A 26,370-nucleotide genomic window follows, 5' to 3' on the forward strand; every position below is an offset into this window, starting at 1 on the left:
CCAAACCTGAGCTGGCGCAGACCATGAGTCTTTTCGCAGGAGCGTTATCTGTGTTTGTGATAGCACACACCAGCATTGTGGTGGCTGAAGTCGCTTTACGACACTGCTAGGCCGACTCTTTCTGAATGCTCACAACAGCTAAACGGATAGCGTAGTGGATTGCTAGTGACTTCCCTCAACAGCTAGCTGGCGCGAGCTGTTGAGACTATTCCCTTGCTCATTCGTCGATATCAATTTCGAGAGCTCTTAACACAGCAACAAGGGTATGGTCACAACCTTCGGCCAGGTGGAAGAAGTGGGTGCGGAAATTTCCATGGGTGGTGCGGGCTTCCCGAATAGCGACAGCTTTCTTTTCGTTGGTTGCATGTCCCCGGATCTCATTACGAAGCTCATGGAGCTTTCTCATCGGCGCCAAGATTTGCTTAGCGTCCTCTGCGCTGATTGAGCTTCCCACAAGAATTTCGTACAACAACTTGAGCGAGCGCCAGGTTGGCTCCAGGACGCGGCCTTTAGTTTCAGCCACCTTGCGCAGGGGCTTGTCGAGAAAGCCTTCTAACAGACATTGATCGAGAGCCATGATTTCGTCACCCCATTCCTTAGGCGAGTCTGTGGCTGGAGCAAGTACGCTATCGATCAGTTCCTCACCGCGAGGGTTCCACCAGGCAGGCTTTTTCTTGTCGAGTGTTCGGATCTTGTGCTTGAGTGCATCCAATGGGTGATATTCGGTGTACCAGTCGCCCTCGATGTCCGTTCGATGCGCCCGCTCGGAGATGGGAGCCTTAGGCCATTCGTTGAAGGCTTTCCAGTACAGTTGTTCATCGTAAGGGAGCTTCGATAGATCCCAGATGTACGCATGAACCTGGCCGGCCTCATTTATATCGTAAGATTTAAGGTACCAAGTCCCTCTGCACGAAATGCTCCGGTCTTCTAGCGTGTACTTCTCAGGATCGCCCTTGAAGCGATTAAGAACCTCAACCCTGAAAAAAGCGGGAGATATCTGCCAGGGAAGATCGCTGTCCTCAAAATAGCTGACGATGTGCTCGGGGCTGCAAGAGGCCTCGACCTGGAGGTCATTCTTACGGTCATAGATTTTGAAGACCACGTACTCACGATCTGGATCACCGTCGAAATCTTTGCGCCACGCCTCTTCTTGTTCTTCAACCGTGGCCTTAGTCCTAACCACCATGGCTCCATGCGCGAAGCTCGCCTTCCCGGTCGATCCACCATGGTAAAACAGGTCTGGCTCGTCTCGGTTGTATCGAGTAGCGCCCTGCCAGCCGTTGAAACTACCCGTCACGTAACGAGTAAAATCAAATTTCATGACCAACGCCATGTCTGCTAGGGCCATGTAATTGTCCAAGTCCTTACGAAGGATCGTGACAACTTCCCGGTCCTCCACCTGGTCGGGAATTTGGAGAGTCAGGATTCTGATGACATCTTCGATGTCGCCATTATCATTCAGGCGGCAATATGCCTTTCGTTCATTCACATAATGAATGTCGAGGCAATGTACGAGCTTTTGGCTAATTTCGATCGGTGTTGGCCCGGTATGAACCCCCTCAAGACGTCGCCGAATGACCAGAGGTTCACCGCCTGCTAAAGCAGACCCGCTGTCCTCTGGAAAGGGTGCCTCAATGTAGACACGATGTCCTTCCGCGGAACACCAGGACCTCTGGATGCACCAGGTAACATCGGTAAACAGTGAGAGATTTTGAAGCGCGTCCCCATCGGGGGGAGTGACATTAGCGGTCGGTGCGAGTGCCCCGACGATGAGAAGGAAAGGGGCGCTAACGTAAATCACAATCTCGTCTGATTCCGAATTTGCTGTCATGTACTGCACAGCTTGCTCGGCACTGTTGTACCAAGGGTCACCTTGGTCCTCTGGAGCCGTCGCCAATGCAATCAGAGGTTTGGTATCGAAACGACGCATTTCCACTCCCGCAAGCCTAATTGAAGAGTTCAGGGGTTGGCCCGGTAAGCCTGATCGTGCAAAAAAATGATCGCAGATGCCGTCATATTCAGCGTGTACTTCGCCACGTGCTCGGGCACTACCTTCTGCACCTCACCCGCACCATGCGAAGTGCTCAGTTTGTTGCGAAGCGTGCCGACGGTCATCAGTGGCTGCTCCCAGAAGGTATCCATCTCAGTTTTCTGCATGATGGTTCGAATGAGTTTTGAGGTTGTGTCTCCTTGGGCATACCCGAAGCCTTTCTGTCCGCAGATCACCTTCATGACGCTTTCGTAGCTGCTGTTGCACTTGGTGACGCAGTCGCCGAATTTTCCATGCCGAAAGTCTTCCAGAGCTGCCATGAATTCGGAGTTCGCATTGAGGAATGCAGGCTGACGCAATAGCTTCAGAGCGGGCTCGATAGCCGTCTCGTGTATAGCTTGGCTTTCCTTTGGAATGACCTTCGCCTGTTCACGGATTCCGGTGAACTGCGTAAGGGCGCCTCGGTACATTTGTTCCCGGGTTTCCCATACCGGTTTGGTAACGAAGTAGGGAAGATCATCAATGCTCAAAAATTCGTTCAAACGATCAATCACTGGCTCGTGGTGACCGCCTAAGTAATGCCATCCTTCCTTATGGACTAGGTATTCAATGGCATCAAGGAAGTGGGGGTCGCTGCAGGTATGCAGAAACTCGAAAGCGTCATCGGCGTAGGAAAGATTGTTCTTTTCAGAGAGTTTTTGGCGTCCGAGCAGGTAGGAAAGCCGGTCATGAAGAAACTCTAGGGTTTCGACCATGCCCGGACCAACGTCCCGAATGAGCATGAACGTCCTTTGCCGGAACTGCTGAGTGAGCTGTTTTTTCGGCTTAATCTGGTTTTCCCTTCGTCGAGAAAAAACGCTGAAGATATTCCCTATCACTACGACACCTCGAGGCCGCTCAAATTATGGAATCATAGACACTAAGGCTGTCGTATGGCCATCACCTGCTCATCGTCGTCAACCGTTGGCTTGTTTTTTTCCGAAGTAGGCCGAAAGGAGGTCCAGCGGTCTGTCGGTGACGTCTCATCATCTTTAGATCATTTTCCAGCCATATGGGGAGGGAACAGAAAGCATCTGTTTTTGACTGATCACCGCCTTTCACGAAGGGCTTCTAAAGCCTCAGAAGCGACACGTCGAGCATGGTTTTTAGGCGTCGCCAACTAGCTCACCAGTTCCTGTCTTCAATCTGATGCAGGCTGTTAATCACCACCTGAGCTGCATCCAGTGCGCCTTCCATGTAGCCATTGTGCTCCAACGAAGCCTCGGTACCTGATAGCGGGACTGGCGTTCTCAATTTCATAAAAAATACCAAGAAACCTTGGCGGGGAATTATTGATTAAAAATTCTTACAGCAGAATCAAATACTGTATAAAGAATTATGCAGGGTGAGTCGCCTGCCCATTCATGCCCTATAAAAACAAAAATGGTACCCACGATGTCATTCTTGAAAGGCTTCTCAATCGGCGCCAAGCTCCTTGTGCTTCCCGGTTTATTTGTGCTCGCTCTACTGGTCGTCTCGGTGCTGGCCTACCGCGGGCTGGCCAAGCAACAAGCGGTGATCGAGGAGATCGACCAGTTGCGTTTTCAGCAGTACCGCCAAGTACTGGAAACCGCTGCGGCATCGCAGGCAGCGATGGTCGGCGCTTATGCCGCCGGCGCACGCATCCTCGAATCTAATGGGCGAGCGTCCGCGGAGGACCTTGAGTCGTATCTTGAAGATATGCAGGCCAGTGTCGACGACATGCGCGCAGGGCTAGACAAGGTAGCCCTTGAAACCCGTTTGGGTGACGAGGAGAAAGCGCTCTACCAAGCCGTACAGGAACAGGCCGCCGTAGTCGGTGAGGGCCTTGCCGATTTCAAGCGCACTGCCATAAATGACCAGATCCAGGCGGCATCGCTGTTGGGGCGGGTACGCGCTGACAACAATGGTCTACAAGGTCAATTCAACCGTCTGTTGGGCCTGCAGGCGGAGCTGACCTCCGGGGCATTCGCCGAGGCGGGCGCCACCCAACGGCAGGTCTCACGGATGCTCGTTGTGGTCTTGCTGGGTGGCAGCGTACTGGCGGTGTTGGTGAGTCTACTGTTGCGTGCGCAGATCATTCGGCCCATCCGGGAAATCGAGCAAGCGTCGATCGACATGCGCGATGGCGATCTGACCCGACGGGTGCGGGTCATGGGGCGAGATGAGGTTGGTCACACTGCGCTGGCATTCAACGAACTCATTGATAGCTTCCAGCAGGCCATGCGCAAGGTGGCTGGCGTCGCGGCATCGGTCGGCTTTTCCGCGGAGGAGTTAGTGGGCGCTTCGGCGCGTGTGGCGCAAAGCTCTACGGCACAGGCCGGTGCGGTGGGCGCAGTGTCGACGACCATTGAGAAGATGAGCGACGGGATTGCGGCTATCTCCAGTCATGCCGAGAGCCTGCGCAGTTGCGCCGAAGCCAGCTTGCGCGGTGCGCAGGACGGGCATTTGGCGCTCGCGCGACTGCTCGAGAAAATCGACAGCGTGCGGCATGCATTCTCGGCTATCCGCGGCTCGGTGGGCGATTTCGTCGAGAGCACTACGGCGATCACCGCCAGCATCGGCCAGGTCAAGGACCTCTCCGCGCAGACCAGCATGTTGGCGCTCAACGCAGCGATCGAGGCGGCGCGGGCCGGCGAGAGCGGGCGCGGCTTCAGCGTGGTCGCCGACGAGGTGCGCAACCTGGCGCAACGCTCTGCGCTGGCAGCAAACTCGATCAACCAGTTGACGGTGAAATTGGAGAGTCAGTCCGGGGTTGTTGACGAAGCCCTGCGTGCCGGTACGGTGGCATTGGACGACAGCGGCCGGCTGCTGAGTGAATTGGAAAGTACCCTGCAACAGGCGACGGAACTGGTCGGCGACTCAACGCGCGGGGTGGACAGAATTGCCGATGCGGTGAGCGTGCAAAGCGAAGGCGGGCGGGGCATCGTCGCCAACGTCGAGCACATTGCGCGGATGGCCGGCGAGGGCGATGCAATCACCCATCAGGTGTCCGGCGCCGTGGTGTCTTTGCGCGAGCTGTCCGATGAGCTGAATCTGGCGGTGGGACGTTTTCGCTTCGAAGTCTGACGGCGATTATGAGGGTTTGCTGGCTTGAAGCTTCGGCGTTCTGAAGATCAGCAACAGCGGCATGATCGCGATGGACAACAGCATCAAGAGCTTGAAGTCATCCAGATAAGCGACCCAACTGGCCTGTACGGTGACCATGCTGTCGAGCGCTGCGCGGCCGGCGGCGCTTGCTGGATTGAGCTGGCTGCTGGCGGGCCAGACATTGAGCAGGTGGTTGAACGGCGTCACATAGGCACCGATTTCGGCATGGTTGATTTGGGTGTTTTGCGCCAGCAGTACCGTCACTATCGAGATGCCGACGCTGGAGCCAACATTGCGTGAAAGGTTGTAGAGGCCGGTGGCTTCGCCGCGCAATTGTGGGGGCAAGGTGGTGAAGGCAATGGTGGTCAGGGGAACGAATAACAGGCCGAGGCTCGCGCCCTGGATAAAGCCGACGTAGATGATGGTGTCGATGGACACTGCCGGGGTCCAGCCGGTCATCATGTACATCGACCAGGCAGACAGCGCCAGGCCGCAAAACAAGATCCAGCGGATATCCATCTTGCCCATGATTTTCCCGGCCAGGAACATGCTGAGCATCGTACCCAGGCCCCGCGGACCCATCACCAGTCCGGCGGTGAGCACCGGGTAGCCCATCAAGGTTTGCAGGTAGGGTGTCATCAATGCCAGTGACGCCAGATACGTAATGCCGATGATGAAGATAAACACGACAGACACCGAGTAATTGCGGTCCTTGAACAGTTTCAAGCTGATAAAGGGCTTGTCGTGGGTAAACGTGTGGACGATGAAAATGTACGAAGCGATGGCGGCCACCAGCGCCTCCAGGATTATTTCCCCTGAGTCGAACCAGCCCAGTTGTTCCCCGCGGTCGAGAAACAATTGAAACGACAGGATAGCCACGCTGAGAGAACCAAAGCCCAGCCAGTCCAGGCGTGCGGTTTTGTCGACCGGGGTTTCCTGGATGAAACGCATCATGCCAATAAAGGCGAGCAACCCGATAGGCAAGTTGATGAAGAACACCCAACGCCAGCTGAGATGTTCCGTCAGCCAGCCGCCGAGCATCGGACCCAGCACGGGACCGACCATGACCGATACTCCGAACAAGGCCACTGCCGCGCCTCGGTCTTTGAGCGGGTAAATGTCCAGCAGTATGCCTTGCGACAGCGGCACTAACGCCGCACCGGCCAGCCCCTGCAGCAGACGAAACAGGATGATCTCCTCCAGGGAACGGGCGACGCCGCAGAGCACTGACGCCAGTACAAAACCAAAGATCGACCACAGCAAGACGCGCTTGCGACCAAAGCGTCTGGCCAGGAATGCCGAAGGCGGGGTCATGATGGCGGTGGCGACGATGTAGGAGGTCAGCACCCAGTTAATCTGATCGGCACTGGCCGACACGCTGCCTTGCATATAGGGCAGGGCGACGTTGGCGATGGTGGTGTCCAGGGCTTGCATCACCACTGCCAGCACCACGCAAAGTGTGATCAATACGCGCAGCGGCGAAGGCGGCAGAGGCCCGGTCACTTCACTCATGATGGCGGGCGAGCAAGTCGGCCAATGGTTTCGGCAGGCCGCGGGCGGTGCCGGTGTCGATCTCTACCACGGCACTCATGCCGTGGCGCAACGCAGGTTTTCCCGCCGCGTCGTCAATCCGGATCCGCACCGGAATACGCTGCACGACCTTCACCCAGTTGCCGGTTGTGTTCTGCGCCGGCAGTAGCGAGAAGCTGGAGCTTGACGCCGGGCTGATGCTTTCGACGGTGCCATGCCACGTGACTCCGGGGTAGGTGTCTACTTCGATGGTTGCACCTTGGCCGGGATGAGCATGGGTCAGTTCGGTTTCTTTTGGCGAGGTGGCAACCCATAAGTGTTCGCTGGATACCAGACTGAAGCCCGATTGCGGTGGTTGCAGGTAAGCGCCCACTTGTAACGAGTCAACGTTGGTGACTACGCCGTCGAACGCAGCGGTCACCACGGAGTTGCGCAGGTTACGTTCGGCCTCATTCAGTGCCGATTGTGCTTGCAGGTAGGCGGGGTGTTGCTCCAGAGGCCTGTCCAGCCTTCCACCCAGTTGGGCCAGAGCCGTCGCAGCCAGGGCCTTGGCTACCGCAACCTGTTGACGGGTATTGTCGAGGTCCTGACGGGCATCGTCGTAGATTGTTTTTGATACGGCGGCAACACTGACCAGCTTTTCCAGGCGTTGAAGATTGGTCTGGTAGTAGGGCAGGCGTGCTTCAGCCTGGGCGATTTCGGCCAGTGACTGGTTGTAGCTGGCCTTGAGGTAAAGGATCTGGTTACGCGCGCTTTCCAGTTGCGCGCGGGCACTGGCCAAGGCGATTTCAAAGGGTTCTGGCTTCAAGCGAAACAACACTTGGCCCTTGCTCACGACTTGGTTGTCGCTGACCTCAATGGCCGCCACGATCCCGGCCACATCGGTCGAAACGCCCACCCGTTCGGCCTGAACGTAGGCGTTGTCGGTACTGACCACTTGGCCACCCAACACATACCAGGCGCCACAGGCCACGACGATGATCGGCGCCAGCAAAAACAGGCCGACGCGCCAGCGTTGCCGTGCCGCGCCGGAGGTTTCTGGCCCATGACGATCAAGAGCTGGAGCTTCAGGCGTCTGTGCTTCGGGTTTCGCCAGTGGGTCGAGTGGTCGGGTTTCTGCCCGTACCGCATGGCGCTGCACTGTGGACTCAGCCATGGGTCACCTCGCCCGCCTCGAGGTCAGCGAACTCATCCACCGGCTGACAGCAAGCCGTCAGCAAATGTTCACGCATGCGGTCGAGGTACTGCAGCAATTGATCGTGCTCCTGAGAGGAAAAATCGGCCATGGTTTCCACTCGGGTCTGCTCGCCAATGGTGCGCATGAATTGCAGCAGCGGGTGGGCTTGCGGGGTGAGAAATAACAAGGAAAAACGGCGGTCGGTGGGGTGGTTGCGACGTTCGATCAAACCGCGCTCCTGCATTTTGTCCAGCAAGCGCACCAGCGTGACCGACTCGATTTCCAGCAAGTCGGCCAGGCCTTTCTGATGAATGCCCTCATGCGTGGACAGTTTCGCCAGAACTTGCCATTGAGAGCGCGTGAGTCCGGCTGCGCGGGCCCATTGTTCGAAGCGTTTACGCATCAAGCGGGCAACGTCATGGAGGACAAAACCGAGGGTGGATTGGGTCATCGTCAGCGCACCTGAAGTAAATGAGCATGCTCATGGTGATCAGGCTTATAGGTTTTCTGTCGAACCTTTTCAAGAAATAAATGTGCATAAAATTAAATAATGTTCATATTTATGTGGGTAAATTGATTTATCTGGCTCCATATTCATTTGTTTGTAGCGTTTTGAGTGTTTTCTGGGCTGTTAATACGGTTCTGCGATGATGAACATAAAATGTTTAACTGTTTATTTTATGGTTGCCATCACAGCGTTGTGGCGCTACCGTTGGCGTTGCTTGCATGACAAACAACTGCCCAAAAAACACAACAACAATGAGGCAAACCGATGACAACCCCTGGCTGGTGGGCCATGGCGCTTTCCGAGGCTGTGAATGATCAAAAGCCATTGGCCGTGGCCTTTGGTGGCGAGGAACTGGTCCTGTTCCGCAACGCAGCCGGGCAGGCGTTTGCTCTGGAAGACCGTTGTCCACATCGGCGTGTGCCGTTGGCGCTGGGACGAGTGGTCGAGTCTGGTTTGCAATGTGGTTACCACGGCTGGACCTTTGATGGTGCCAGTGGCGGTTGTACAAAAATTCCCAACCTGCACGATGATGAACGCGTGCCGCCGCGTTATGCCGCACGGGCTTTCCAAGTGAGCGAAGCCAATGGTTTCGTCCATGTGTGGTTGGGAGAGGGCGCACCGCAAGGGGAGCTGCCCAGCAACGATTACCAGCCAAGCGGTCGCGAATTTACCGGTTCCACCATCGTCAACATGAGTCACGATCAGTATCTGGCGGCGATGCTCGACGGCCCGGAATGCTTGCTCGGCTTTACCCATGTGCGGTTCACCGATTTCTTCCTTGGCGATCTGCGCAGCGAGCAGGGGCGCGTAGTGTTGGAGCGCGGCGCGGTATGGTCCACACAATTTCTGCCGTCGCAGTTTGTAGTGGATTACCCTTTGATTGTGCGCACCGCCGTACCCCTGAGCGGCGGCAGTATTCGGGTGGATTTGCTCAACGAAGAAGAGTTGCCGCTCATTACCCTGGTGATCGCAACCGGGGCTAACCGCCGTGGCACCACCAGCCTATGCTGGCGTGGTTTTGTGCATGAGCAGGTGCCGGCCCGTGCACCGTTGCGTTGGCGTTTTGCCCGCGCGCGCAAACAGGCGCCGTTCCAGGTGAAAAACCTGATTGACGGCGTAGCCGTCGCGGCCCTGCTGCAAGCCCCATCCCGCGACCTGCGAGCCTTGCGCCAGCCGCATTTGATTCCCGCAAGCGCGGTCGTCTGAGCACAGGAGAACTAACTATGCATGCCGTGCCTTACTCTACCGAAACTCCGTCGCGCAAAGTGCGGGGTGACTGGACACCGATCAACTACGACCTGCGTGACACCTGGTTTCCGGTATCCCACAGTCGTGACCTTAGTGCACAGCCAATCCGCCGGATCATTCATGCCCAGCCCTATTACCTGTGGCGGGAGAACGGGCGGCCGATAGCTGCCGAATTTCATCCCTATCGCCTGCGTGAAAATACGCGCGTGCTTACGGAATTCACCGGCGGCAGCGGGTTTTATCCGCTGGTGGAACGCTACGGCTATATCTGGGTCTGGTACGGCAATCCGGAGGCTGCCGATGCGCTGTTGCTGCCGCACATCCCGTTTCTACCGCGAGACGGCAGCCTTCCCGGCTACACCCAGCGTACCGTGCGGTTTGATGCAACTTCGGCGCTCTCGGTCGAAAACCTGATTGACCTGACCCACGCCGATTTCCTGCACGCCAATACCATCGGCGACGGCATCAGTGAGTCGGATGAGGTCGAGGTGCAATGGACCTCTGAAACGGTGACCCGCACCCGCACCGTCGCACAAAAATCAGTGGCACCGATCATGCGTTGGGTGGGCGGAGTGCGCGCCAAATACCAGGATTTTCGCGCGGTGTTGCACATCCATTTGCGCAGTAATGTATGCATCTCCTACCCGCGATTTCGTCCCGGTTATGACGTGCCTAACCTGCAACCGTTCTCGCCGGTGGGCAAGCATCGCTCGCGCTGTGACGTCACTTTCAATACCACCGCAGCGCCGTCCCCGTTTCGCTACGTGATGCCGCGCATCAACTACATCATCCAGCCCCAGGACAACTCGGTGGTGCGTCCACAGAATCAGCGCTATTTCGAGACCGATGAGCGACGTGACCTGCATTCACGTTTCGATACCCCGGGAACTCGTTATCGCTACCAGATGGAGCAATTGGTCGAGCGCCAGCGCACCGGCCAATTCGTCTACGGCAGCGACGCTGAACCCGGGCGCGATATCAGTGCCTTGTTGGGCATGAACGATTGACGGCATCACACAAGGAGTACGGCTATGGATCTGGGCATTGGCGGGCGCATGGCGGTGGTATGCGCGTCCTCACGAGGGCTTGGCAAAGCCTGTGCGCTGGCATTGGCGCAAGAGGGTTGCGAGGTCCTGATCAACGGCCGCGATGCCGATGCCCTGGCGCAAACCGCGCAGGAAATTTTTCTCCACACTGGCCGGCTGCCCCGCACGGTAGTGGCGGATCTTTCCACCTCTGCCGGGCGGGCGACATTGTTGGCCGCGTGCCCGGTAGTCGACATTCTGGTGACCAACAACGGTGGACCCGCGCCTGGTCGCCTGGAGGATTGGGATCACGCGGCCTGGCTGGCCGCGATTGAGGCCAACATGCTCTCGGGCATCCTGCTGATTCAGGCGGTGGTCGGCGGTATGCGTGCGCGAGGTTTTGGCCGCATCGTCAATATCACCTCGGCGATGGTCAAGTCGCCACGCTTGCCCTTGGGTTTGTCCACGGCGGCGCGTGCGGGGCTGACTGCGTTTTGCAAAGCCCTGTCGGTCGAGGTGGCGCGGGACAATGTGACCATCAACAATCTGCTGCCGGAACGTATTGAAACCGATCGCCTGCGCTTCATGACCGAACAGTTGGCCAAGCATCGTCAGCTCAGTGTTGAAGAGGCGCGGGTGGAAATGCTCAAGCCGATCGCCGCACGACGATTTGGCCAGCCGAGCGAATTGGCCGCCGCCTGCGCATTCCTCTGTTCGGCACAGGCTGGCTACATCACCGGGCAAAATCTGCAGATCGACGGCGGCAGTTACGCCGGATTGATTTAGCCGCCCCGGCGATCTTTCCAATCGGCGGGCGGTACTTCGCTGGCGTCGAAGTCCAGCTCTACTTCAACCCCATTGGGGTCCTGCATGAACAGCTGCCACGTGCGCTCGGCGCCGGGAGCACGGATCACCTTGAAGCGCACGCCGAGCTCATCTAGGTGCGTCCACATCCTCTGCAAGCCCCGGGCGTGAAAGGCCATATGGTCGAGCACGCCACGTCGCGGCTCCGGCATTTGTGATACGCCCACCACATGCAGAACGGGCTGACCCTCGGCGTACAGCCAGAATCCGGGAACCGGGAAAGGCGGGCGCGGCCCCTCCACCAACCCCAGTATTCCAATATAGAAATCCCGTGTCGCCTCCAGTTGGTCGGAGACGATGGTGAAGTGGTCCATGCGCAGAATCATCGCAACTCCCCTGATCGGCTTTTTAGTGATATTTAGACGAATTGTTATTTGTTGTTCATATTCATGTTTATGATTCTATATTCGGAATACTAATCTATCTATGGAATTTCGCTTTGATGACTTAGGGTAACGCCATGGATTCGTTCTGCAGCTCTGCTGCAAAACGCTAAGCGCAGAACAAGGCAGGTGCTGAATGAGCCAGGCAATCCTCGAAGGTATTCGCGTCATCAGTCTGTGTTCCGGCATTGCCGGTTCCAGCGCTGGCTTGCAACTGTGCGAAGCGGGTGCCGAAGTGGTGATGATCGAGCCACCCACCAACCACACCAGAGACAAACAGGCGCTGTTTGCTGTGCTTAACCGTGGCAAACGAAGTGTCATCCTCAGCCTGGAAAACGCCGCAGATCGCCAGCAGTTGCAATCCCTGCTGGCGGATGCCGATGTGCTGCTGCACGACTTCACGCCTGAGGTGGCAAACGCGCATGGCCTGGCTGACGCGCAGCTCTGCGCAGACTTCCCTCGATTGGTGATCTCGGCGGTCAGCGGCTGGCCGCAACGGCATGCGCTGGCGAATGCCCTGCCTCGGGAAACATTGATCCTGGCGCGCCTGGGCCTGTTGGACGAGCAACCCGCGCATCGACCCGGTCCGGCCTTCATCCGCATGCCGTTCGCCAATTGGCTGGCGAGCTGGCTGTGTGTGGTCGCGGTCATGGCGCGGTTGCTGGCGCGCGACCGTGATGGCTTCGGCGGCATTGCGCATACGAGCCTGGCTCAGGCAGCCCTTGTACCCATGACCATGCATTGGAACCGCGCGCAAACGCCAACCCCGGCCTTTGCCAAGGGCCTGGATAAACACATTCCGATTCCGTTGCACCAATGCGCCGATGGCCGCTGGTTGCATGTGCATTATTCGCCGGATAAATCACCGTGGATGGCCGCGGCGCTCAGTGAGTTGGGGGAAGTCGAAGTGGCTCGCTTGAATGCGCTGTGGCCACCCAGTCATGTGGCGCCTAACTTCGGCGCCAACAAGGCAATTATTGCTACACGACCGGCGCAGGACTGGGTCGAACATTTCTGGCAGCACGATGTTGCTGCGCAAATTGCCGCTGCGTTCGGTGATATCTACTTCGACGAGCAAACACGCCTGAATGGCTATGTGGTTGAAGTCGACGACGTGCAATTGGGCAGGACCCTGCAACCAGGCCCGGCCTGGCAGGTGCAGCCACCCGCACGAGTTGGCGGTAGTGCACCAGTGGCAGGTGAGGGGAACGCCGGATTGCCAGGCGCCGATGCTGTGAACTCTTCGCAAGTGCCGGGATCGAGCCCGGCGCCCTTGCCGCCGCTGCACGGTCTGAAAGTGCTGGATCTGGGCGCCTATCTTGCCGGACCGTTTGCCTGCATGTTGCTGGCGGACCTGGGTGCGGACGTGATCAAAATCGAAGCGCCCAAAGGCGATGCCATGCGCCGCCTGGAGCGGATTTTCAGCGGTACCCAGCGTGGCAAGTTGGGCGTGGCACTGCAACTGGGCGATCAGCAAACCGAACCGGCCGTAGAAGCGTTGGCCCGTTGGGCCGATGTGGTGCATCACAACATGCGTCTGCCGGCGGCACGCAAACTCAAGGTTGATTACGAAAGCCTGAAAGCGCTGAACCCTCGGTTGGTGTATTGCCATGTCAGTGCCTACGGACCGACCGGCCCGCGCGCGGATTGGCCGGGCTTTGACCAACTGATGCAGGCCTCTTGCGGCTGGGAAGTCGAGCAGGGCGGTGAGGGCCAGGCGCCAATGTGGCTACGCTTCGGCGTGGGTGATTTTTTTGCCGGTCTGTCCTCGCTCTATGCCTTGCTCCTGGGGTTGTATGAGCGCAATCGCAGTGGCGTCGGGCAAATGGTCAGTTCGTCATTGCTGGGCGCCACGATGCTGTCGATGAGCGAGGCGGTGGTGCTGGAGGACGGCAGTCTTACGCCAATCGACCACATGGACGCGCAACAGACCGGTCTGAGTGATGCCCATCGTTTGTATCGGTGTAGCGATGCCTGGCTGGTGGTGGCAGCGCTGCGACCGGATGAGGTGCAACGTTTCGAATCGTTGGTGGGTGATCAGCCCGAAACCTGGTTTGCCAATCACACCCGGCAAGCGGCGCTCGCCTCATTGGCCGCAGCCCAGGTGCCGGCGCAGGCAGTGCTGGAAGCGCAGATGGATGCCTTTCTCGACAGCCCCGAACACGCCGCCGCGGGTCTGCACGCTCATTACTCGCATGCTGTTTACGGCGACCTGCAACAGATCGGCGCGTTCTGGGATTTCGGCAACTTGCCGTTATCGCTGCAGCGACCGCCCCCCGCCCTCGGCCAACATACCCGGCAAGTTCTGGAAGGCCTCGGCTTTACCGGCAGCGAACTCGAACGATTGGCGTCGGTTGGTCTGGTGGCACTGTAATCGTGGGCCTGGTGCCCGGCAGCATTCATCGACAAGCACAAGGATTACCCATGGACGAGTTGGATTTCAGCGGTAAAACCGTGCTGGTCATCGGCGGTTCCAGTGGCATCGGCAATGGCATTGCGCAGAACTTTCGCCAGCGGGGCGCCGAGGTGCATGTCTGGGGCACGCGAGCCTCGGCGGCGGCCTATCAAAATTCGGCGGATTCTAATCTTGAAGGTTTGCACTACACCCAGGTTGACGTCGCGGATGCGTCATTGATCGAGGCCGTCAGCGTGCCATTCACCCGTCTGGACGTGTTGGTACAGGCGCAAGGCACGGTGCTTTACGACCGGCAGGAATTCCTCACTGAAGGCTTCAAGCACGTGCTCGACGTCAACCTCACCAGCCTGATGGTCTGTGCACAGAAATTTCATCCGCTGCTGATGCAGGCCAAGGGGTCGATGATCACGGTCAGTTCGGCAGCAGCGTTCCATTCTACCCGTGGCAACCCTGCCTACAACGCCTCGAAAACCGGCGCTTTCGGGCTGACTCGCACCTTGGCCGAAGCCTGGGCTCGTGATGGTATCCGGGTGAATGGCATTGCCCCGGGGCTGGTGGAAACCAAGCTGACACGGGTGACCACCAGCAACCCGAAACGCCTGGAAGGTGCGCTGCGCGCCATTCCTCAAGGGCGCCTCGGCACGCCTCAGGACATGGCTAATGTGGCCCTGTTTCTCGCCTCGCCGCTGGCCAGCTATGTGCTCGGCCAAACCCTGTTGGTCGACGGCGGCATGCTGCTGGCCTGATCGCTATTTGCTAGGAGAAACACCATGGCCTGGGACTTTCAGACCGACCCCGAGATTCAAGTGGAACTGGATTGGATCGAGCAGTTCGTGCGTGAGGAAGTCGAACCCCTCGATCACGTGTTGGGCAGCCCGTGGAATATCCACGACCCGCTGTTCAAGCAACTGGTCAAACCGCTGCAAGCGCAGGTGAAGGCGCGCAACTTGTGGGCTTGTCACCTGGGCCCGGAACTGGGCGGGGCAGGGTATGGCCAGGTGCGGCTTGCGTTGATCAATGAAATTCTCGGGCGTTCGCTGTTCGGCCCAATTGTGTTTGGCTGTCAGGCACCGGACTCTGGCAACGGTGAAATTCTCGCCCATTACGGCACCCCAGCGCAGAAACAGCGCTACCTGCAACCGTTGCTCGATGGCGATATCGTCTCCTGCTTCGCCATGACCGAACCGCAAGGCGGCGCCGACCCTGCGGTGTTCACCACCGAGGCGGTGCGTGAGGGGGATGACTGGGTGCTGAGCGGCGAAAAATGGTTTGCCTCCAATGCGCGCTACGCCGCGTTCTATATCGTGATGGCGGTGACCGATAAAAGCGTGTCGGTGTATGAAGGCATGTCGATGTTTATTGTTGCTGCCGATGCTCCGGGGGTAAGCATTATCCGCAACGTCGGTATCGCCGATGACCCGGCTGCCACCCATGCTTACCTGTCATTCGACAAAGTGCGAGTGCCCGCGGCCGATATGCTCGGCGCGCCCGGCCAGGCATTTGTCGTCGCCCAGGTACGTTTGGGTGGGGGCCGTGTGCACCACGCCATGCGCGTCATCGGTCAGGCGCAAAAAGCCCTTGATGCGCTGTGTGAACGGTCGTTGTCGCGCAGTACCCAAGGCAGTCGTCTGGCGGACAAGCAGATGGTCCAGGAGAAAATTGCCGATTCGTGGATCGAGCTGGAGCAATTTCGTTTGCTGGTGATGCGCACGGCGTGGCGCATCGACCAGTATCAGGACTACAAACGGGTGCGCAAAGACATCGCCGCAGTGAAAGCCATCATGCCCAAGGTGCTGCATGACATCGCCGCGCGCGCCCTGCATGTGCATGGCTCGCTGGGGGTCAGCGAAGAAATGCCGTTTACCGGCTACATCGTCCGCTCCTTCCAGATGGGACTGGCCGACGGGCCCACCGAAGTGCACAAAATCACCGTCGCCAAACAGCTGCTACGCGATTACCAACCCTGCGACGAACTGTTCCCCGATTACCACCGGCCCACCGCCGCGGCCCGTGCCCGGGAAAAATACACCGATGCCCTGGCCGGCCTTGGCGAGCGCGACGCATGAACGACTGGCAGGATTTGGTCGACCTCGAGCGCCTGGCCCTATGGATGGACACCAGAGGCCTGGAAAGCGGCCCCATCGAGGCACCGCTGCGATTGACCGGAGGCACGCAGAATCTGTTACTGCGCTTTCGCCGTGGTACGCGCGAATTCGTATTAAGGCGGCCTTCCAGAGAACTGCGTGAAGTCGGCAGTAAAACCATTGCCCGTGAAGCTCGGTTGCTAAAAGCGTTGGCCGGATCAGCGGTGCCCTATGCCAGCCTGATAGCCGATTGTGTCGACCAGGACGTTTTGGGCGCCAGTTTCTATTTGATGGAACCCGTGCAGGGTTTTAATCCCAACGGCGCGGCAGGTTTGCCAGCGCCGCACGCGCAGCAGCCGGCAATGCGTAGACGTATGGGGCTGGCCATGGTGGATGCGTTATTGCGTCTGGGCGAAATCGACTACCGGGCGGTGGGTCTCGAGGATTTTGGCCGGCCCGAGGGTTTTCATCAGCGTCAGGTCTCACGTTGGTTGGCACAACTGGACAGCGTCAAAGGCTACGCCGGCTGGCCGGGCGCGAGCGGTCTGCCGGGACTTGCACAGTTGGCCAACTGGTTGAACGAGCATTGCCCGACGCAGTTCCAGGCCGGCATCCAGCATGGCGACTTTCACCTGTCCAACGTCATGTTCCGCCAAGACAGCGCGGAACTGGCCGCAGTTGTCGATTGGGAACTGGCGACCATCGGCGATCCTTTGCTCGACCTCGCCTGGCTGGTGGTCACCTGGCCCGATGCCGAGGGTCATGGTGCCGGCACCATCGAAGTTCACCCCTGGGAAGGCTTTTGCAGCAGCGACGAACTGGTCGCCCATTACCGCGCCGGCAGCTTGCGCTCCTTGGCAGACTTCAACTGGTACCTGGTATTGGCCGGCTTCAAGCTCGGCATCTTTCTCGAAGTCAGTTACGCCCGTGCGTGTGCCGGCAAGGCTTCCCTGATCACGGGTGAAAAACACCATGCCTCGGCTCTGCGGCTGTTCGCTACGGCGTTGCAGCGCATTGATCAAACCGCCTGATAATCAGAGGAACAAGCCATGCAACTGGCCGGTAAACGCATCATCGTCACGGGGGGCGCCAGGGGGATCGGCGCGGCAGTGGTCAAGGCGTTTGTGGAGGAGGGGGCCCATGTCATCAGCCTGGACCTGGGCGAAGGTGCCTCGATAACAGGTGACGGTGGCGGGTGGGCGCATACACGAGTCTGCGATATTGCTGACAGCCAATCCGTGGATGCCGCTTTCGCCTGGGCCAACGAACAGCTCAACGGGCTGGATGTGCTGGTACATGCCGCGGGCATCGCACCGAATGCCAGTGCCGATAGCATCACGCTGGACGAGTGGGAAAAAGTCTTTGCGGTGAATACCCGGGGCACATTCCTGACCAATCGCGCAGCCTATGAACTGCTTAAAGGCAGCGGTGGGCGGATCATCAACTTCGCCTCTGCGGCAGGCGTCATCGGACAGCCTGGCAAAGCCCATTACGCCGCTAGCAAAGGCGCCGTGCTGGCGTGGACACGTACGGTGGCGCGGGAGTGGGGCCCCTTGGGCATTACCGTCAACGCCATCGCCCCGGCCATGTGGACGCCGATGTACGAAGCCACCCGCGCGAGCATGAGCGCCGAACAACTGCAGCAGCACGACGCGTACATGGCCGGGCAAGTGCCCATCGGCGGACAACTGGGCGAACCGGCCCGGGATCTGGCGCCAGTGCTGGTATTTCTTGCCGGAGACGGTTCGCGATTTGTCACCGGGCAGACGCTGATGATTGACGGCGGTATGTTAATGCTCAGTTGAGTGGCTGGCCGCGTGCTTGGGATGAACCAGGCACAGCGCTTAGCGGCTACGGATCAACTGCAAAAATTCCTGACGGGTGTTGTACGACTCGCGGAAGGTGCCGAGCATTACCGAGGTGGTCATGGTCGAGTTCTGCTTCTCCACGCCGCGCATCATCATGCACATGTGTTTCGCCTCGATAACCACGGCCACGCCAGCAGCACGGGAGACTTGGGCAATGGCTTCGGCAATTTGTCGGGTGAGGTTTTCCTGAATCTGCAAGCGGCGGGCAAACATGTCGACGATACGGGCCACCTTCGACAGGCCAAGCACTTTTCCGGTGGGCATGTAAGCAACGTGGGCTTTGCCGATAAACGGCAACAGATGGTGTTCGCACAGTGAGTACAACTCGATGTCCCGGACGATGATCATCTCATCATTATCGGACTCGAACAGTGCACCGTTGACGATTTCTTCCAGTGTTTGCCGGTAGCCGTGGCAGAGGTAGTGCATGGCCTTGGCCGCGCGTTTTGGCGTATCCAGCAAGCCTTCTCGCTGCGGATCTTCGCCCACGGCCTGGAGAATTCCCCGGTAGTTTTTCGCCAGTTCTTCGTTCATTGGTCGACCTTATTGTTTAGCCAACTTCCCGGGCTCACTGCATGCCGCCCGGGTTGCTGCTTACAGTTGAGTCACGGCAATTTTGCCGGTGACCTGGCTGGCATCGTGAAACATGGCACTCGTACCAGTACGCCACTGCCCAAGCAATTGCGCCAGGCGCTGTTCGGCGTGGCCGAGGAAACGCTCTTTAACCGGACCATAACCGCGAACGCTGTCTGGCAACTCCGCCAACTCCTGAGCAAGGCTCAGCTTGTCGGCAGTCAAGCCTGCCAGCACTTCGTCGAGGACGCTTTCGTAACTGGCCAGCCAGTTGCGTTCCACCTTGCGCTCGTGGGTACGGCCGAACGGATCGAGCCAGGTGTTGCGCAAGAACTTGAGCCTCGCCAACAGCTTGAAGCCTTGCAGCATCCACGGGCCGAAGCTGCGCTTTTTCGGTTCGCGGCCGAGGCCGTTATCGTTCAGCAGCGGTGGCGCCAAGTGGAAGCGCAGGCGGTAGTCGCCCTCGAAGCCCGCCTGGATTTTTTCCAGGAACTGGCCATCGGTGAACAGGCGTGCCACTTCGTACTCATCCTTGATCGCCAGCACTTTGAAGTAATAACGGGCGACGCTTGCCGACAGCTTGCCCGGTTGCCCGAGCAGCGCCGTTTCCGCCTTCATGAATTGCTCGACCCGTTGTCGGTAACGTTGGGCATAGGCCTTGTTCTGGTACGCCGTGAGAAACTCCACGCGTCGTTCCATGGTTTCTTCAAGGCTTTGCGACAACAGGCGGTCTGCGTTCTGCACGTTGCCTGCTTCCAGTTTGCGCAAGACCCGTGGCAAGTCTTCGGCGCTGCGCCGGCCCCAGGCAAACGCGGCAAGGTTGAACGGTACCGCGGTGCCATTCAGTTCGATGGCTTGCAGCAGTGCCGCTTCGCCTACTGGCAGCCAGCCTTTCTGATACGCGTAACCGAGCATGAAGGTGTTGGTGGCAATCGAATCGCCCATCAGGGCCGTGGCGATTTTGCTCGCGTCGACAAAGTCAGCCTGGGCATGGCCAACCGCATCGGCGATTTGTGCCGACATGGTTTGGGTATGGAATTTCGGGTCCGGGTGCTTCAGCAAATCTCCGCTTTCCGCCTGTTGGGCGAAGGTCCGCACGAATGCGCTGGTGATGGTTTCTTCGCTGTTGATCAGGGCATGGGTAACGCCTTGGCGCAGCTTGGACAAGGTTTCGGTGTTGGCACTGACCACCAGGTCGCAACCTAACAGCAGGGCCGCTTCACCTTCGGCAATACGGGGTGCGAACAACTGATCCTGGCGCGCGGCAATGCGAATGTGCGACCACACCGCGCCACCTTTTTGCGCCATGCCGGCCATGTCCAGGTTGAGCGTGCCTTTACCTTCGATAAATGCTGCCATTCCCAGCAAAGCGCCGATGGTCACCACGCCGGTGCCACCCACACCGGTCACCAGAATGCTGTAAGGCTCATCCAGTGCAACGGTTGGCGGCGTCGGCAGTTCCCACACTTCATCGGCTTTGGCTGCAAGCGCTTTGGGTTTGCGCAAGGAACCGCCTTCGACCGTGACAAAACTCGGGCAAAAGCCGTTGAGGCAGGTGAAGTCTTTGTTGCAGGAGGACTGGTCGATTTCCCGCTTGCGGCCGTACTCGGTTTCCACCGCCACCACCGACATGCAGTTGGACTTGCTGCTGCAATCGCCGCAGCCTTCACACACCGCTTCGTTGATCACGACCCGGCGTGCCGGATCCGGGAACTTGCCGCGCTTACGGCGCCGACGTTTTTCCGCGGCGCAGGTCTGGTCATAAATGATTGCCGATACGCCTTGGAACTGGCGCAGTTGTTCCTGCACTTCGTCCATCTTGTCGCGACGCAGCACCGGCACGCCGTCGGCCAGATCATGGATGTGTTGGTATTTCTCGACATCGTCGCTGACCACCACGACACGTTGCACGCCTTCGGCAGCCAATTGACGGCTGATTTGCGAGACGCTGAGCGTGCCGTCCACCGGTTGTCCGCCAGTCATGGCCACGGCGTCGTTGTAGAGAATCTTGTAAGTGATCTGCACCTTGGCAGCGATGGCGGCCCGAATCGCGAGAATGCCAGAGTGGAAATAGGTTCCGTCACCGAGGTTGGCGAAGACATGTTGAGTGGTGGTGAACGGTGCCTGGCCGATCCACGCCACGCCTTCGCCGCCCATCTGACTGAACGTCTGGGTCTGCGGGTAGATCCAGGCGGCCATGTAATGGCAGCCTATTCCGGCCAGTGCGCGACTGCCTTGCGGGACTTTGGTCGAGGTGTTGTGCGGGCAACCGGAACAATAGTGGGGCACGCGTTCCATCAGGTTGCTGAACTGGTCTTTACTGGCAAACTGCGCATCCAGCACCGCCAGACGCACTTGCAGCGGTCCGTTTTGATGCAGGCGCAAAATGCGTTTGGCCAGCGCCCGGGCGATCATCGCCGGGGTCAGGTCGTTGATGGCTGGCAGCAACCAACCCGTGTGCGGCAGGCTCCACTCACCCTTGTCGTCAAACTTGCCGACGATGCGCGGGCGTACGTCCTCGCGCCAGTTGTAGAGTTCTTCCTTGAGCTGGTATTCGATCATGTGGCGTTTTTCTTCCACCACCACGATTTCTTCCAGACCCTCGGCAAACTGCCGCACGCCTTCCGCTTCCAGCGGCCAAACCATGCCGACCTTGTACACGCGCAGGCCGATTTGCTGGGCGAGTGTTTCGTCGATGCCGAGGATTTTCAGTGCCTGGCAAACGTCGAGGTACGATTTGCCGGACGTGATGATGCCGATGCGCGCTTTCGGCGAATCCATCACGATGCGGTCAAGGCGATTGGCACGGGCGTAGGTGAGGGCGGCATACAATTTGTGTTCCAGCAGCCGCTGTTCCTGCGCCAGGGGCGGGTCTGGCCAGCGAATATTCAAGCCGCCTTCGGGCAGCGCAATATCGGGAATGATCGGTTGTACGCGATGAATGTCGATGTCGACGACGGCCGCGCTCTCGACCGTATCAGCCACCGCTTTGAGGGCGACCCAGCAGCCGGAATAGCGCGACATGGCCCAACCGTGCATGCCGTAGTCGAGGTATTCCTGCACACCGGATGGCGCCAGCACCGGCATCATCACCGCTTTGAAAATGTGCTCGGTCTGGTGTGGCAGCGAAGAGGAGCGTGCGCCATGGTCATCGCCGGCAATGGCCAGCACACCACCAAATTTCGAGGTGCCGGCGGCATTGGCGTGACGGAACACATCGCCACAGCGATCGACGCCCGGCCCCTTGCCGTACCACATGCCGAACACGCCGTCGTAAGTGGCGCCTTCGAAGAGATTGACCTGTTGCGTGCCCCAGATCGAGGTGGCGGCGAGGTCTTCGTTCATGCCTGGATGGAACACCGTGTGGTGTTCCTTGAGGTAGTCGCGCGCCTTCCACAATGCCTGGTCGAAACCACCCAGCGGCGAGCCACGGTACCCGGAAATAAACCCGGCGGTGTTCAGACCATTGGCCAGATCGCGTTGGCGCTGCATCAGCGGCAGACGCACCAGCGCCTGAATGCCGGTGAGCAAAACGTTGCCGCTGTGCTTGACGTATTTGTCATCCAGAGACGGGGGCGCACTCATGTTCATCCTCCAGGCTTTATTGTCATGGCGACGCCAGGAGAGCGGCGTTGCCTAGTTATTGGCTGGAGTCTAGGGAGCGGTTTTGCCATCGTAAAATCACAAAAACAGGGTATCGGTATCGGTTATTCAAATACCTGGATGCACAATGTTCTTTACGCCGTTGTGGATAAAGCCTGTTAGCGGTCTGGTGTCACTTTCACCTTGTTTCGGGCTTGATATCGCCACAGAAAATATCAACGTTGCCATCGGCTGGTGTGGTCCTTACCACTAAGTAGTATCCACCGGAAAGCAGCTCTGACAGCGCCACTGGCGCACTTCGTGAATAGGTCCAGCCGCGCGTTGCAGAAATGCGATTGGTGTTGATCCGGTCATTCATTGCATAGGCGACAGGCCCGGGCCGCACGCAGCTGCCTTTGTTGATAAACGTGTAGAGATTCAAGGGCCGAAGGGTGCCGCTTGGAACTCCACTGACGACGAAGGAAAACGCTGTCTCATTGCCCTGAACGGCCAGCGTTGTATTGGCGATCTGACCGCCGTTGCGCGGTGTAGCGTTCAACGGAACGGTCACTGTCTGGCTTGATGAAGTCGTACAGCCGACGATCATCGCAGCGGCTACGAATGCCGCTGTCTGGGTTCCCGATTTCATGGTCACCTCCTCTACTCAAAAAGTACGATCCAGGACCTTTGAGTATAGGTCGGGAGTATTTGACCAATACCGAAATGCATTTCAGCAATACTCCCAATCGTTGTCTCAAACCTCCCCGTCCCGTCTACTTCAGTCCATACCGAAAGCCCACGGATCAGCGCTCATAGGCGCGGTCCAGACGGCCCAAAGCTTCGGCTGCCAACAACAATAAAAAAGTAATGGGAGTGTCGATGATCGACGCAAAGCTAAAGCCGTTAAGCCTGGCTGTCTGGTTCAGCGTGACCGGGTGTGCCTTAACCGTTGGCGCTGTGCAGGCCGCCGAGTTTGATACCGGTAATCCGGACTGGACCGCGCGCTGGGACAACACCGTGCGTTACAACCTCGGGATCAGGGCCGAAGGGCGCGACAGCGCATTGGCCAACAACGCCAGCTACGACGAGTCCGATGCCAAGTTTGATCGCGGCGATGTGGTGACCAATCGGGTCGATGTGATGAGCGAAATGGAGGTCGCGTACAAGCAGTACAACGGCTTTCGCATCAGCGGCGCGGGCTGGTACGACCAGGCTTACGAAAACACCGAAGTCGAAACCAGCCCGGGGAATGTTTACTACCCCGGTGCGTTTCCCGGTACCAGCACGCCGAGCTACACCAATGGTAAATACTCCAGCTTCACCAAACGCTATCACCGTGGCCCGAGCGGCGAGTTACTGGACGCCTTTGCGTTTACCCGTTTCGATCTCGGCGAGATTCCGGTTAGCGTACGTGCCGGCCGCCACACTGTGTACTGGGGCAACGGCCTGCTGATTGCCGGGCATGCGGTGTCCTACTCGCAAGCACCGCTGGATGGGCGCAAGGCGGTGAGCAACCCCGGTACCGAAACCCGCGAAATCTTCCTGCCGCTGACGCAGATTTCAACCCAAGCTCAGGTCACCGACAAGTTATCGCTGGCGGCGCAATATTTCTTCGAATGGGACACCACGCGCGCCCCTGAAGGCGGCACGTATCTGGCCTCCGCCGACGTCGCCCTGGAAGGACCGGACCGTTTGCCGTTGTTCAGCGGTGTTTCGCGGCCTTTGATTGACCCGGTCAAACCCAAGGACAGGGGCAACTGGGGCGTGATGGGCACCTACAGCTTCGACTTCCTGCATTCGGAGGTCAGCGCGTTCTATCGCGAGTTCGATGACTACAACCCGTGGGGCCTGCAAGTGGCGCCGAGCTTTGCCCGTTACGTGTACGCCGAGAACGTCAAGCTCTATGGCCTGGGTTACTCCGCGGGCCCGGTACTGGGCGGCGGCTCCCTCGGCGTCGATCTGTCGTATCGCCAGAACACCTCGCTGGTCTCCAGCAACATCAGCACCACCGATAATCAGGGCGCTCGCGGTGACACCTGGCACATGGTGGTCAATGGTCTGTGGTTGCTGCCGCGCACCGATTACTTCGACACCGGCAGCCTGATCACCGAAATGGCATTCAGTCATGTGCAACGGGTGACCAAGCACGAAGAACTGTTCAAAGGTGAAGGCTATGGCGGCTGCCCGGCGGGGCAGGACAAGCATTACGGCTGCGCCACCAAGAACTATGTCGGCCTGGCCGTGAGCTTTGCGCCGCAATGGCTTGGGGTGTTCCCCGGCTGGAATATTTCCACTCCCATGAGTGTGGATTATGGCGTCAGCGGCAATGCCGCCACGGGCGGTGGCAACGAAGGGAAATACACCTGGAAGGCCGGCGTCAAAGGCACCTACGACGAGCGTGTCGACGTGACCCTGTCGTACATCGGCTACGGCAGCGAACGTAAATATGCAGACGTCGCCGGCGTCGGAAAAACCGTGGTCGGGGGCACCGGCGACGTCGGCCTGACCGACCGCAACTGGGTGTCGCTCACCCTCAGCACAGCGTTCTGAACCGCGCCTGAACTGCAATGCAGTGATCACCGGACTCGGCGATCACCCATCTGAATGGAGAACGTTATGACGGTTAATGCATATGCGATGGGCCTTGTGGCCATTGCTTTGGCGGGGTCGGCCGTGGCCGATGAGGGCGCTACCACCGCCGACCTGGGCGGCAAGCTGACGACCTTTGGTGCGATTCTTGCGGGCAACGCGGCAGGCACTATTCCGGCCTACGACGGTGGCCTGAAAGTGCCCGCAGGGCTGGTGCCCGGCGACGGCAACTGGCCCAACCCGTTTGCCAATGAAAAACCCCGCCTGCGCATTACGGCGGCCAACGCCGACCAGTACGCCGACCAATTGGCGGCCGGGCAGCTGCAACTGCTCAAGCAGAACCCCGACACTTATTATCTTGAGGTGTACCCTACCCACAGGACGGCGACCTTTCCGGCGAATTTCCTAGCAGCCACCCAGCGCAACGCCAGCCGCAAGGACTGCAAAACCGAGAACGACGGCCTGTCGATCAGCGAAGGCTGCCGGGGCGGTCTGCCATTCCCGCTGCCGCGAGATGGCCGGGAGTTGATGTGGAACTACATCCTCAACTATCAGGGCGTGAATGGCTGGGACTGGAACCACAGTGCCTATGTGGTCAACGAGGGCCACGCGACGCTGACCAACACCAACCGGTCCACCGGCGAAAAACCTTTCTACCAGATGGATGTTCCCGGGCGTGATCCGAAAATCGCCCAGCGCATCTGGTCGCGCATCGTCGCGCCGGCCCGTACGGCCGGGCAGGCATCCGGGTATTGGGATTATCTCGACCCGGTCGCCGACTCCCGCTACGCCTGGAGCTACAGCACCGGTCAGCGCCGCGTCCGCAAGGCCCCGGAATTCAACTACGACACCCCCAACTCGGCGTTCGGCGGGGTGGCGTTCTACGACGAAATCTTCCTGTTTTCCGGAAAGATGGACCGCTTCGACTGGAAACTGGTGGGCAAGAAGGAAATGTTCATCCCCTACAGCAACTACACGCTGAAATGGGGTTGCGACATGGACAAAAAACTCATGCCAAAACACATCAACCCCGCGTGTGAGCGCTGGGAGCTGCACCGTGTCTGGGTGGTGGAAGCGACGCGCAAGGACGGCGTACGTCATGCGCAGAAAAAACGTCGCTACTACATCGACGAAGACACCTTCGGCGCTGCGGTCTACGACGCCTGGGACGACAGCGGCGCGCTGTTCCGTACCGGCTCGCAATACAACATCGAGGCGTACGGCATTCCCAATAATCCGCAACAGGATTCCTACTCGTTGTACGACTTCACCCGTGACCAATACGGCATGTTCGGCAACGGCCCGACGCGCTACCGGCAGGAACCGGTCGCTGAGCGTGAAGCCAATCCGCAGACCATCGCCGGTGGCCAGACCCGCTGACCGCATGCTCCTTTTCGGCGCTCGCCACGGGCGCCGTTTTTTTTC

At 58.8% G+C, this 26,370-nt stretch carries 20 protein-coding genes; 11 read left to right on the forward strand and 9 right to left on the reverse strand.

Going from position 1 to position 26,370, the window contains the following annotated elements:
* Window positions 1-217 precede the first annotated feature (217 nt).
* Window positions 218-1,930, reverse strand: coding sequence for a hypothetical protein (locus tag BLU63_RS20875; protein ID WP_083376074.1), 1,713 nt, complete (start codon window positions 1,928-1,930; stop codon window positions 218-220).
* A gap of 29 nt (window positions 1,931-1,959) precedes the next feature.
* Window positions 1,960-2,772 (reverse strand): DUF7014 domain-containing protein, encoded by an 813-nt coding sequence (locus BLU63_RS20880; RefSeq protein WP_154501346.1) that lies wholly within the window; start codon window positions 2,770-2,772, stop codon window positions 1,960-1,962.
* A 652-nt stretch (window positions 2,773-3,424) separates the two neighbouring features.
* Between BLU63_RS20880 and BLU63_RS33990 the strand changes: the two genes are divergently transcribed.
* Window positions 3,425-5,077, forward strand: coding sequence for a methyl-accepting chemotaxis protein (locus tag BLU63_RS33990; RefSeq protein ID WP_083376076.1), 1,653 nt, complete (start codon window positions 3,425-3,427; stop codon window positions 5,075-5,077).
* A 6-nt stretch (window positions 5,078-5,083) separates the two neighbouring features.
* Here the strand turns inward: BLU63_RS33990 and BLU63_RS20890 are convergent, their stop codons facing one another.
* The 3 genes from BLU63_RS20890 to BLU63_RS20900 are packed head-to-tail and all read right to left on the reverse strand — an operon-like array spanning window position 5,084 to window position 8,256.
* Window positions 5,084-6,610, reverse strand: coding sequence for a DHA2 family efflux MFS transporter permease subunit (locus BLU63_RS20890; protein ID WP_083376077.1), 1,527 nt, complete (start codon window positions 6,608-6,610; stop codon window positions 5,084-5,086).
* Window positions 6,603-7,784 (reverse strand): HlyD family secretion protein, encoded by a 1,182-nt coding sequence (locus BLU63_RS20895; RefSeq protein ID WP_083376078.1) that lies wholly within the window; start codon window positions 7,782-7,784, stop codon window positions 6,603-6,605. The genes BLU63_RS20890 and BLU63_RS20895 overlap by 8 nt, the downstream gene beginning before the upstream one ends.
* Window positions 7,777-8,256, reverse strand: coding sequence for a MarR family winged helix-turn-helix transcriptional regulator (locus BLU63_RS20900; RefSeq protein ID WP_083376079.1), 480 nt, complete (start codon window positions 8,254-8,256; stop codon window positions 7,777-7,779). The genes BLU63_RS20895 and BLU63_RS20900 overlap by 8 nt, the downstream gene beginning before the upstream one ends.
* Window positions 8,257-8,577: 321 nt before the next feature.
* Here BLU63_RS20900 and BLU63_RS20905 point away from each other — a divergent pair, with 321 nt between their 5' ends.
* From BLU63_RS20905 to BLU63_RS20915, 3 genes are read left to right on the forward strand one after another with little or no spacing between them, the layout of a single operon-like run.
* Entirely contained in the window at window positions 8,578-9,519 is a 942-nt protein-coding gene (locus BLU63_RS20905; RefSeq protein ID WP_083376080.1) for a Rieske 2Fe-2S domain-containing protein, read from the forward strand.
* A gap of 17 nt (window positions 9,520-9,536) precedes the next feature.
* A complete protein-coding gene (locus BLU63_RS20910) occupies window positions 9,537-10,568 on the forward strand; it encodes an oxygenase (RefSeq protein WP_083376081.1) in 1,032 nt (343 codons plus the stop codon).
* Window positions 10,569-10,592: 24 nt separating this feature from the next.
* Entirely contained in the window at window positions 10,593-11,372 is a 780-nt protein-coding gene (locus BLU63_RS20915) for an SDR family oxidoreductase (RefSeq protein WP_083376082.1), read from the forward strand.
* On the opposite strand, the gene BLU63_RS20920 is transcribed toward BLU63_RS20915, so the two are convergent.
* Window positions 11,369-11,776 (reverse strand): VOC family protein, encoded by a 408-nt coding sequence (locus tag BLU63_RS20920; RefSeq protein WP_083376083.1) that lies wholly within the window; start codon window positions 11,774-11,776, stop codon window positions 11,369-11,371. The two genes, BLU63_RS20915 and BLU63_RS20920, sit on opposite strands and share 4 nt — an antisense overlap.
* Before the next feature lie 193 nt (window positions 11,777-11,969).
* Here BLU63_RS20920 and BLU63_RS20925 point away from each other — a divergent pair, with 193 nt between their 5' ends.
* Genes BLU63_RS20925 through BLU63_RS20945 form a run of 5 tightly spaced genes read left to right on the forward strand, consistent with a single transcriptional unit; the run spans window position 11,970 to window position 18,138 of the window.
* Complete coding sequence (locus BLU63_RS20925) at window positions 11,970-14,207, forward strand: CoA transferase (protein WP_083376084.1); 2,238 nt, start codon at window positions 11,970-11,972, stop codon at window positions 14,205-14,207.
* Window positions 14,208-14,257: 50 nt separating this feature from the next.
* On the forward strand, window positions 14,258-14,995 hold the full coding sequence (locus BLU63_RS20930; RefSeq protein WP_083376085.1) for an SDR family NAD(P)-dependent oxidoreductase: 738 nt from the start codon (window positions 14,258-14,260) through the stop codon (window positions 14,993-14,995).
* A 24-nt stretch (window positions 14,996-15,019) separates the two neighbouring features.
* Complete coding sequence (locus tag BLU63_RS20935; RefSeq protein ID WP_083376086.1) at window positions 15,020-16,315, forward strand: acyl-CoA dehydrogenase family protein; 1,296 nt, start codon at window positions 15,020-15,022, stop codon at window positions 16,313-16,315.
* Window positions 16,312-17,364 (forward strand): phosphotransferase family protein, encoded by a 1,053-nt coding sequence (locus tag BLU63_RS20940; RefSeq protein WP_083376087.1) that lies wholly within the window; start codon window positions 16,312-16,314, stop codon window positions 17,362-17,364. The genes BLU63_RS20935 and BLU63_RS20940 overlap by 4 nt, the downstream gene beginning before the upstream one ends.
* A gap of 18 nt (window positions 17,365-17,382) precedes the next feature.
* Window positions 17,383-18,138, forward strand: a complete 756-nt coding sequence (locus BLU63_RS20945) for an SDR family NAD(P)-dependent oxidoreductase (RefSeq protein ID WP_083376088.1) — start codon at window positions 17,383-17,385, stop codon at window positions 18,136-18,138.
* Between the two features lie 39 nt (window positions 18,139-18,177).
* On the opposite strand, the gene folE is transcribed toward BLU63_RS20945, so the two are convergent.
* The 3 genes from folE to BLU63_RS20960 form a co-directional block, all read right to left on the reverse strand.
* Complete coding sequence (gene folE, locus BLU63_RS20950; protein WP_083376089.1) at window positions 18,178-18,735, reverse strand: GTP cyclohydrolase I FolE; 558 nt, start codon at window positions 18,733-18,735, stop codon at window positions 18,178-18,180.
* Between the two features lie 60 nt (window positions 18,736-18,795).
* Window positions 18,796-22,359, reverse strand: coding sequence for an indolepyruvate ferredoxin oxidoreductase family protein (locus tag BLU63_RS20955; protein ID WP_083376090.1), 3,564 nt, complete (start codon window positions 22,357-22,359; stop codon window positions 18,796-18,798).
* Between the two features lie 196 nt (window positions 22,360-22,555).
* On the reverse strand, window positions 22,556-23,005 hold the full coding sequence (locus tag BLU63_RS20960) for a hypothetical protein (RefSeq protein WP_083376091.1): 450 nt from the start codon (window positions 23,003-23,005) through the stop codon (window positions 22,556-22,558).
* Between the two features lie 230 nt (window positions 23,006-23,235).
* Here BLU63_RS20960 and BLU63_RS20965 point away from each other — a divergent pair, with 230 nt between their 5' ends.
* Both BLU63_RS20965 and BLU63_RS20970 read left to right on the forward strand, forming a co-directional pair.
* Entirely contained in the window at window positions 23,236-24,906 is a 1,671-nt protein-coding gene (locus BLU63_RS20965) for a DUF1302 domain-containing protein (protein WP_102594091.1), read from the forward strand.
* Between the two features lie 66 nt (window positions 24,907-24,972).
* Window positions 24,973-26,325, forward strand: a complete 1,353-nt coding sequence (locus tag BLU63_RS20970) for a DUF1329 domain-containing protein (protein WP_083376092.1) — start codon at window positions 24,973-24,975, stop codon at window positions 26,323-26,325.
* The last annotated feature ends 45 nt before the right edge of the window (window positions 26,326-26,370 follow it).

Origin of the sequence: Pseudomonas mandelii, assembly GCF_900106065.1 — a bacterium.
GTDB classification, from domain to species: domain Bacteria; phylum Pseudomonadota; class Gammaproteobacteria; order Pseudomonadales; family Pseudomonadaceae; genus Aquipseudomonas; species Aquipseudomonas mandelii.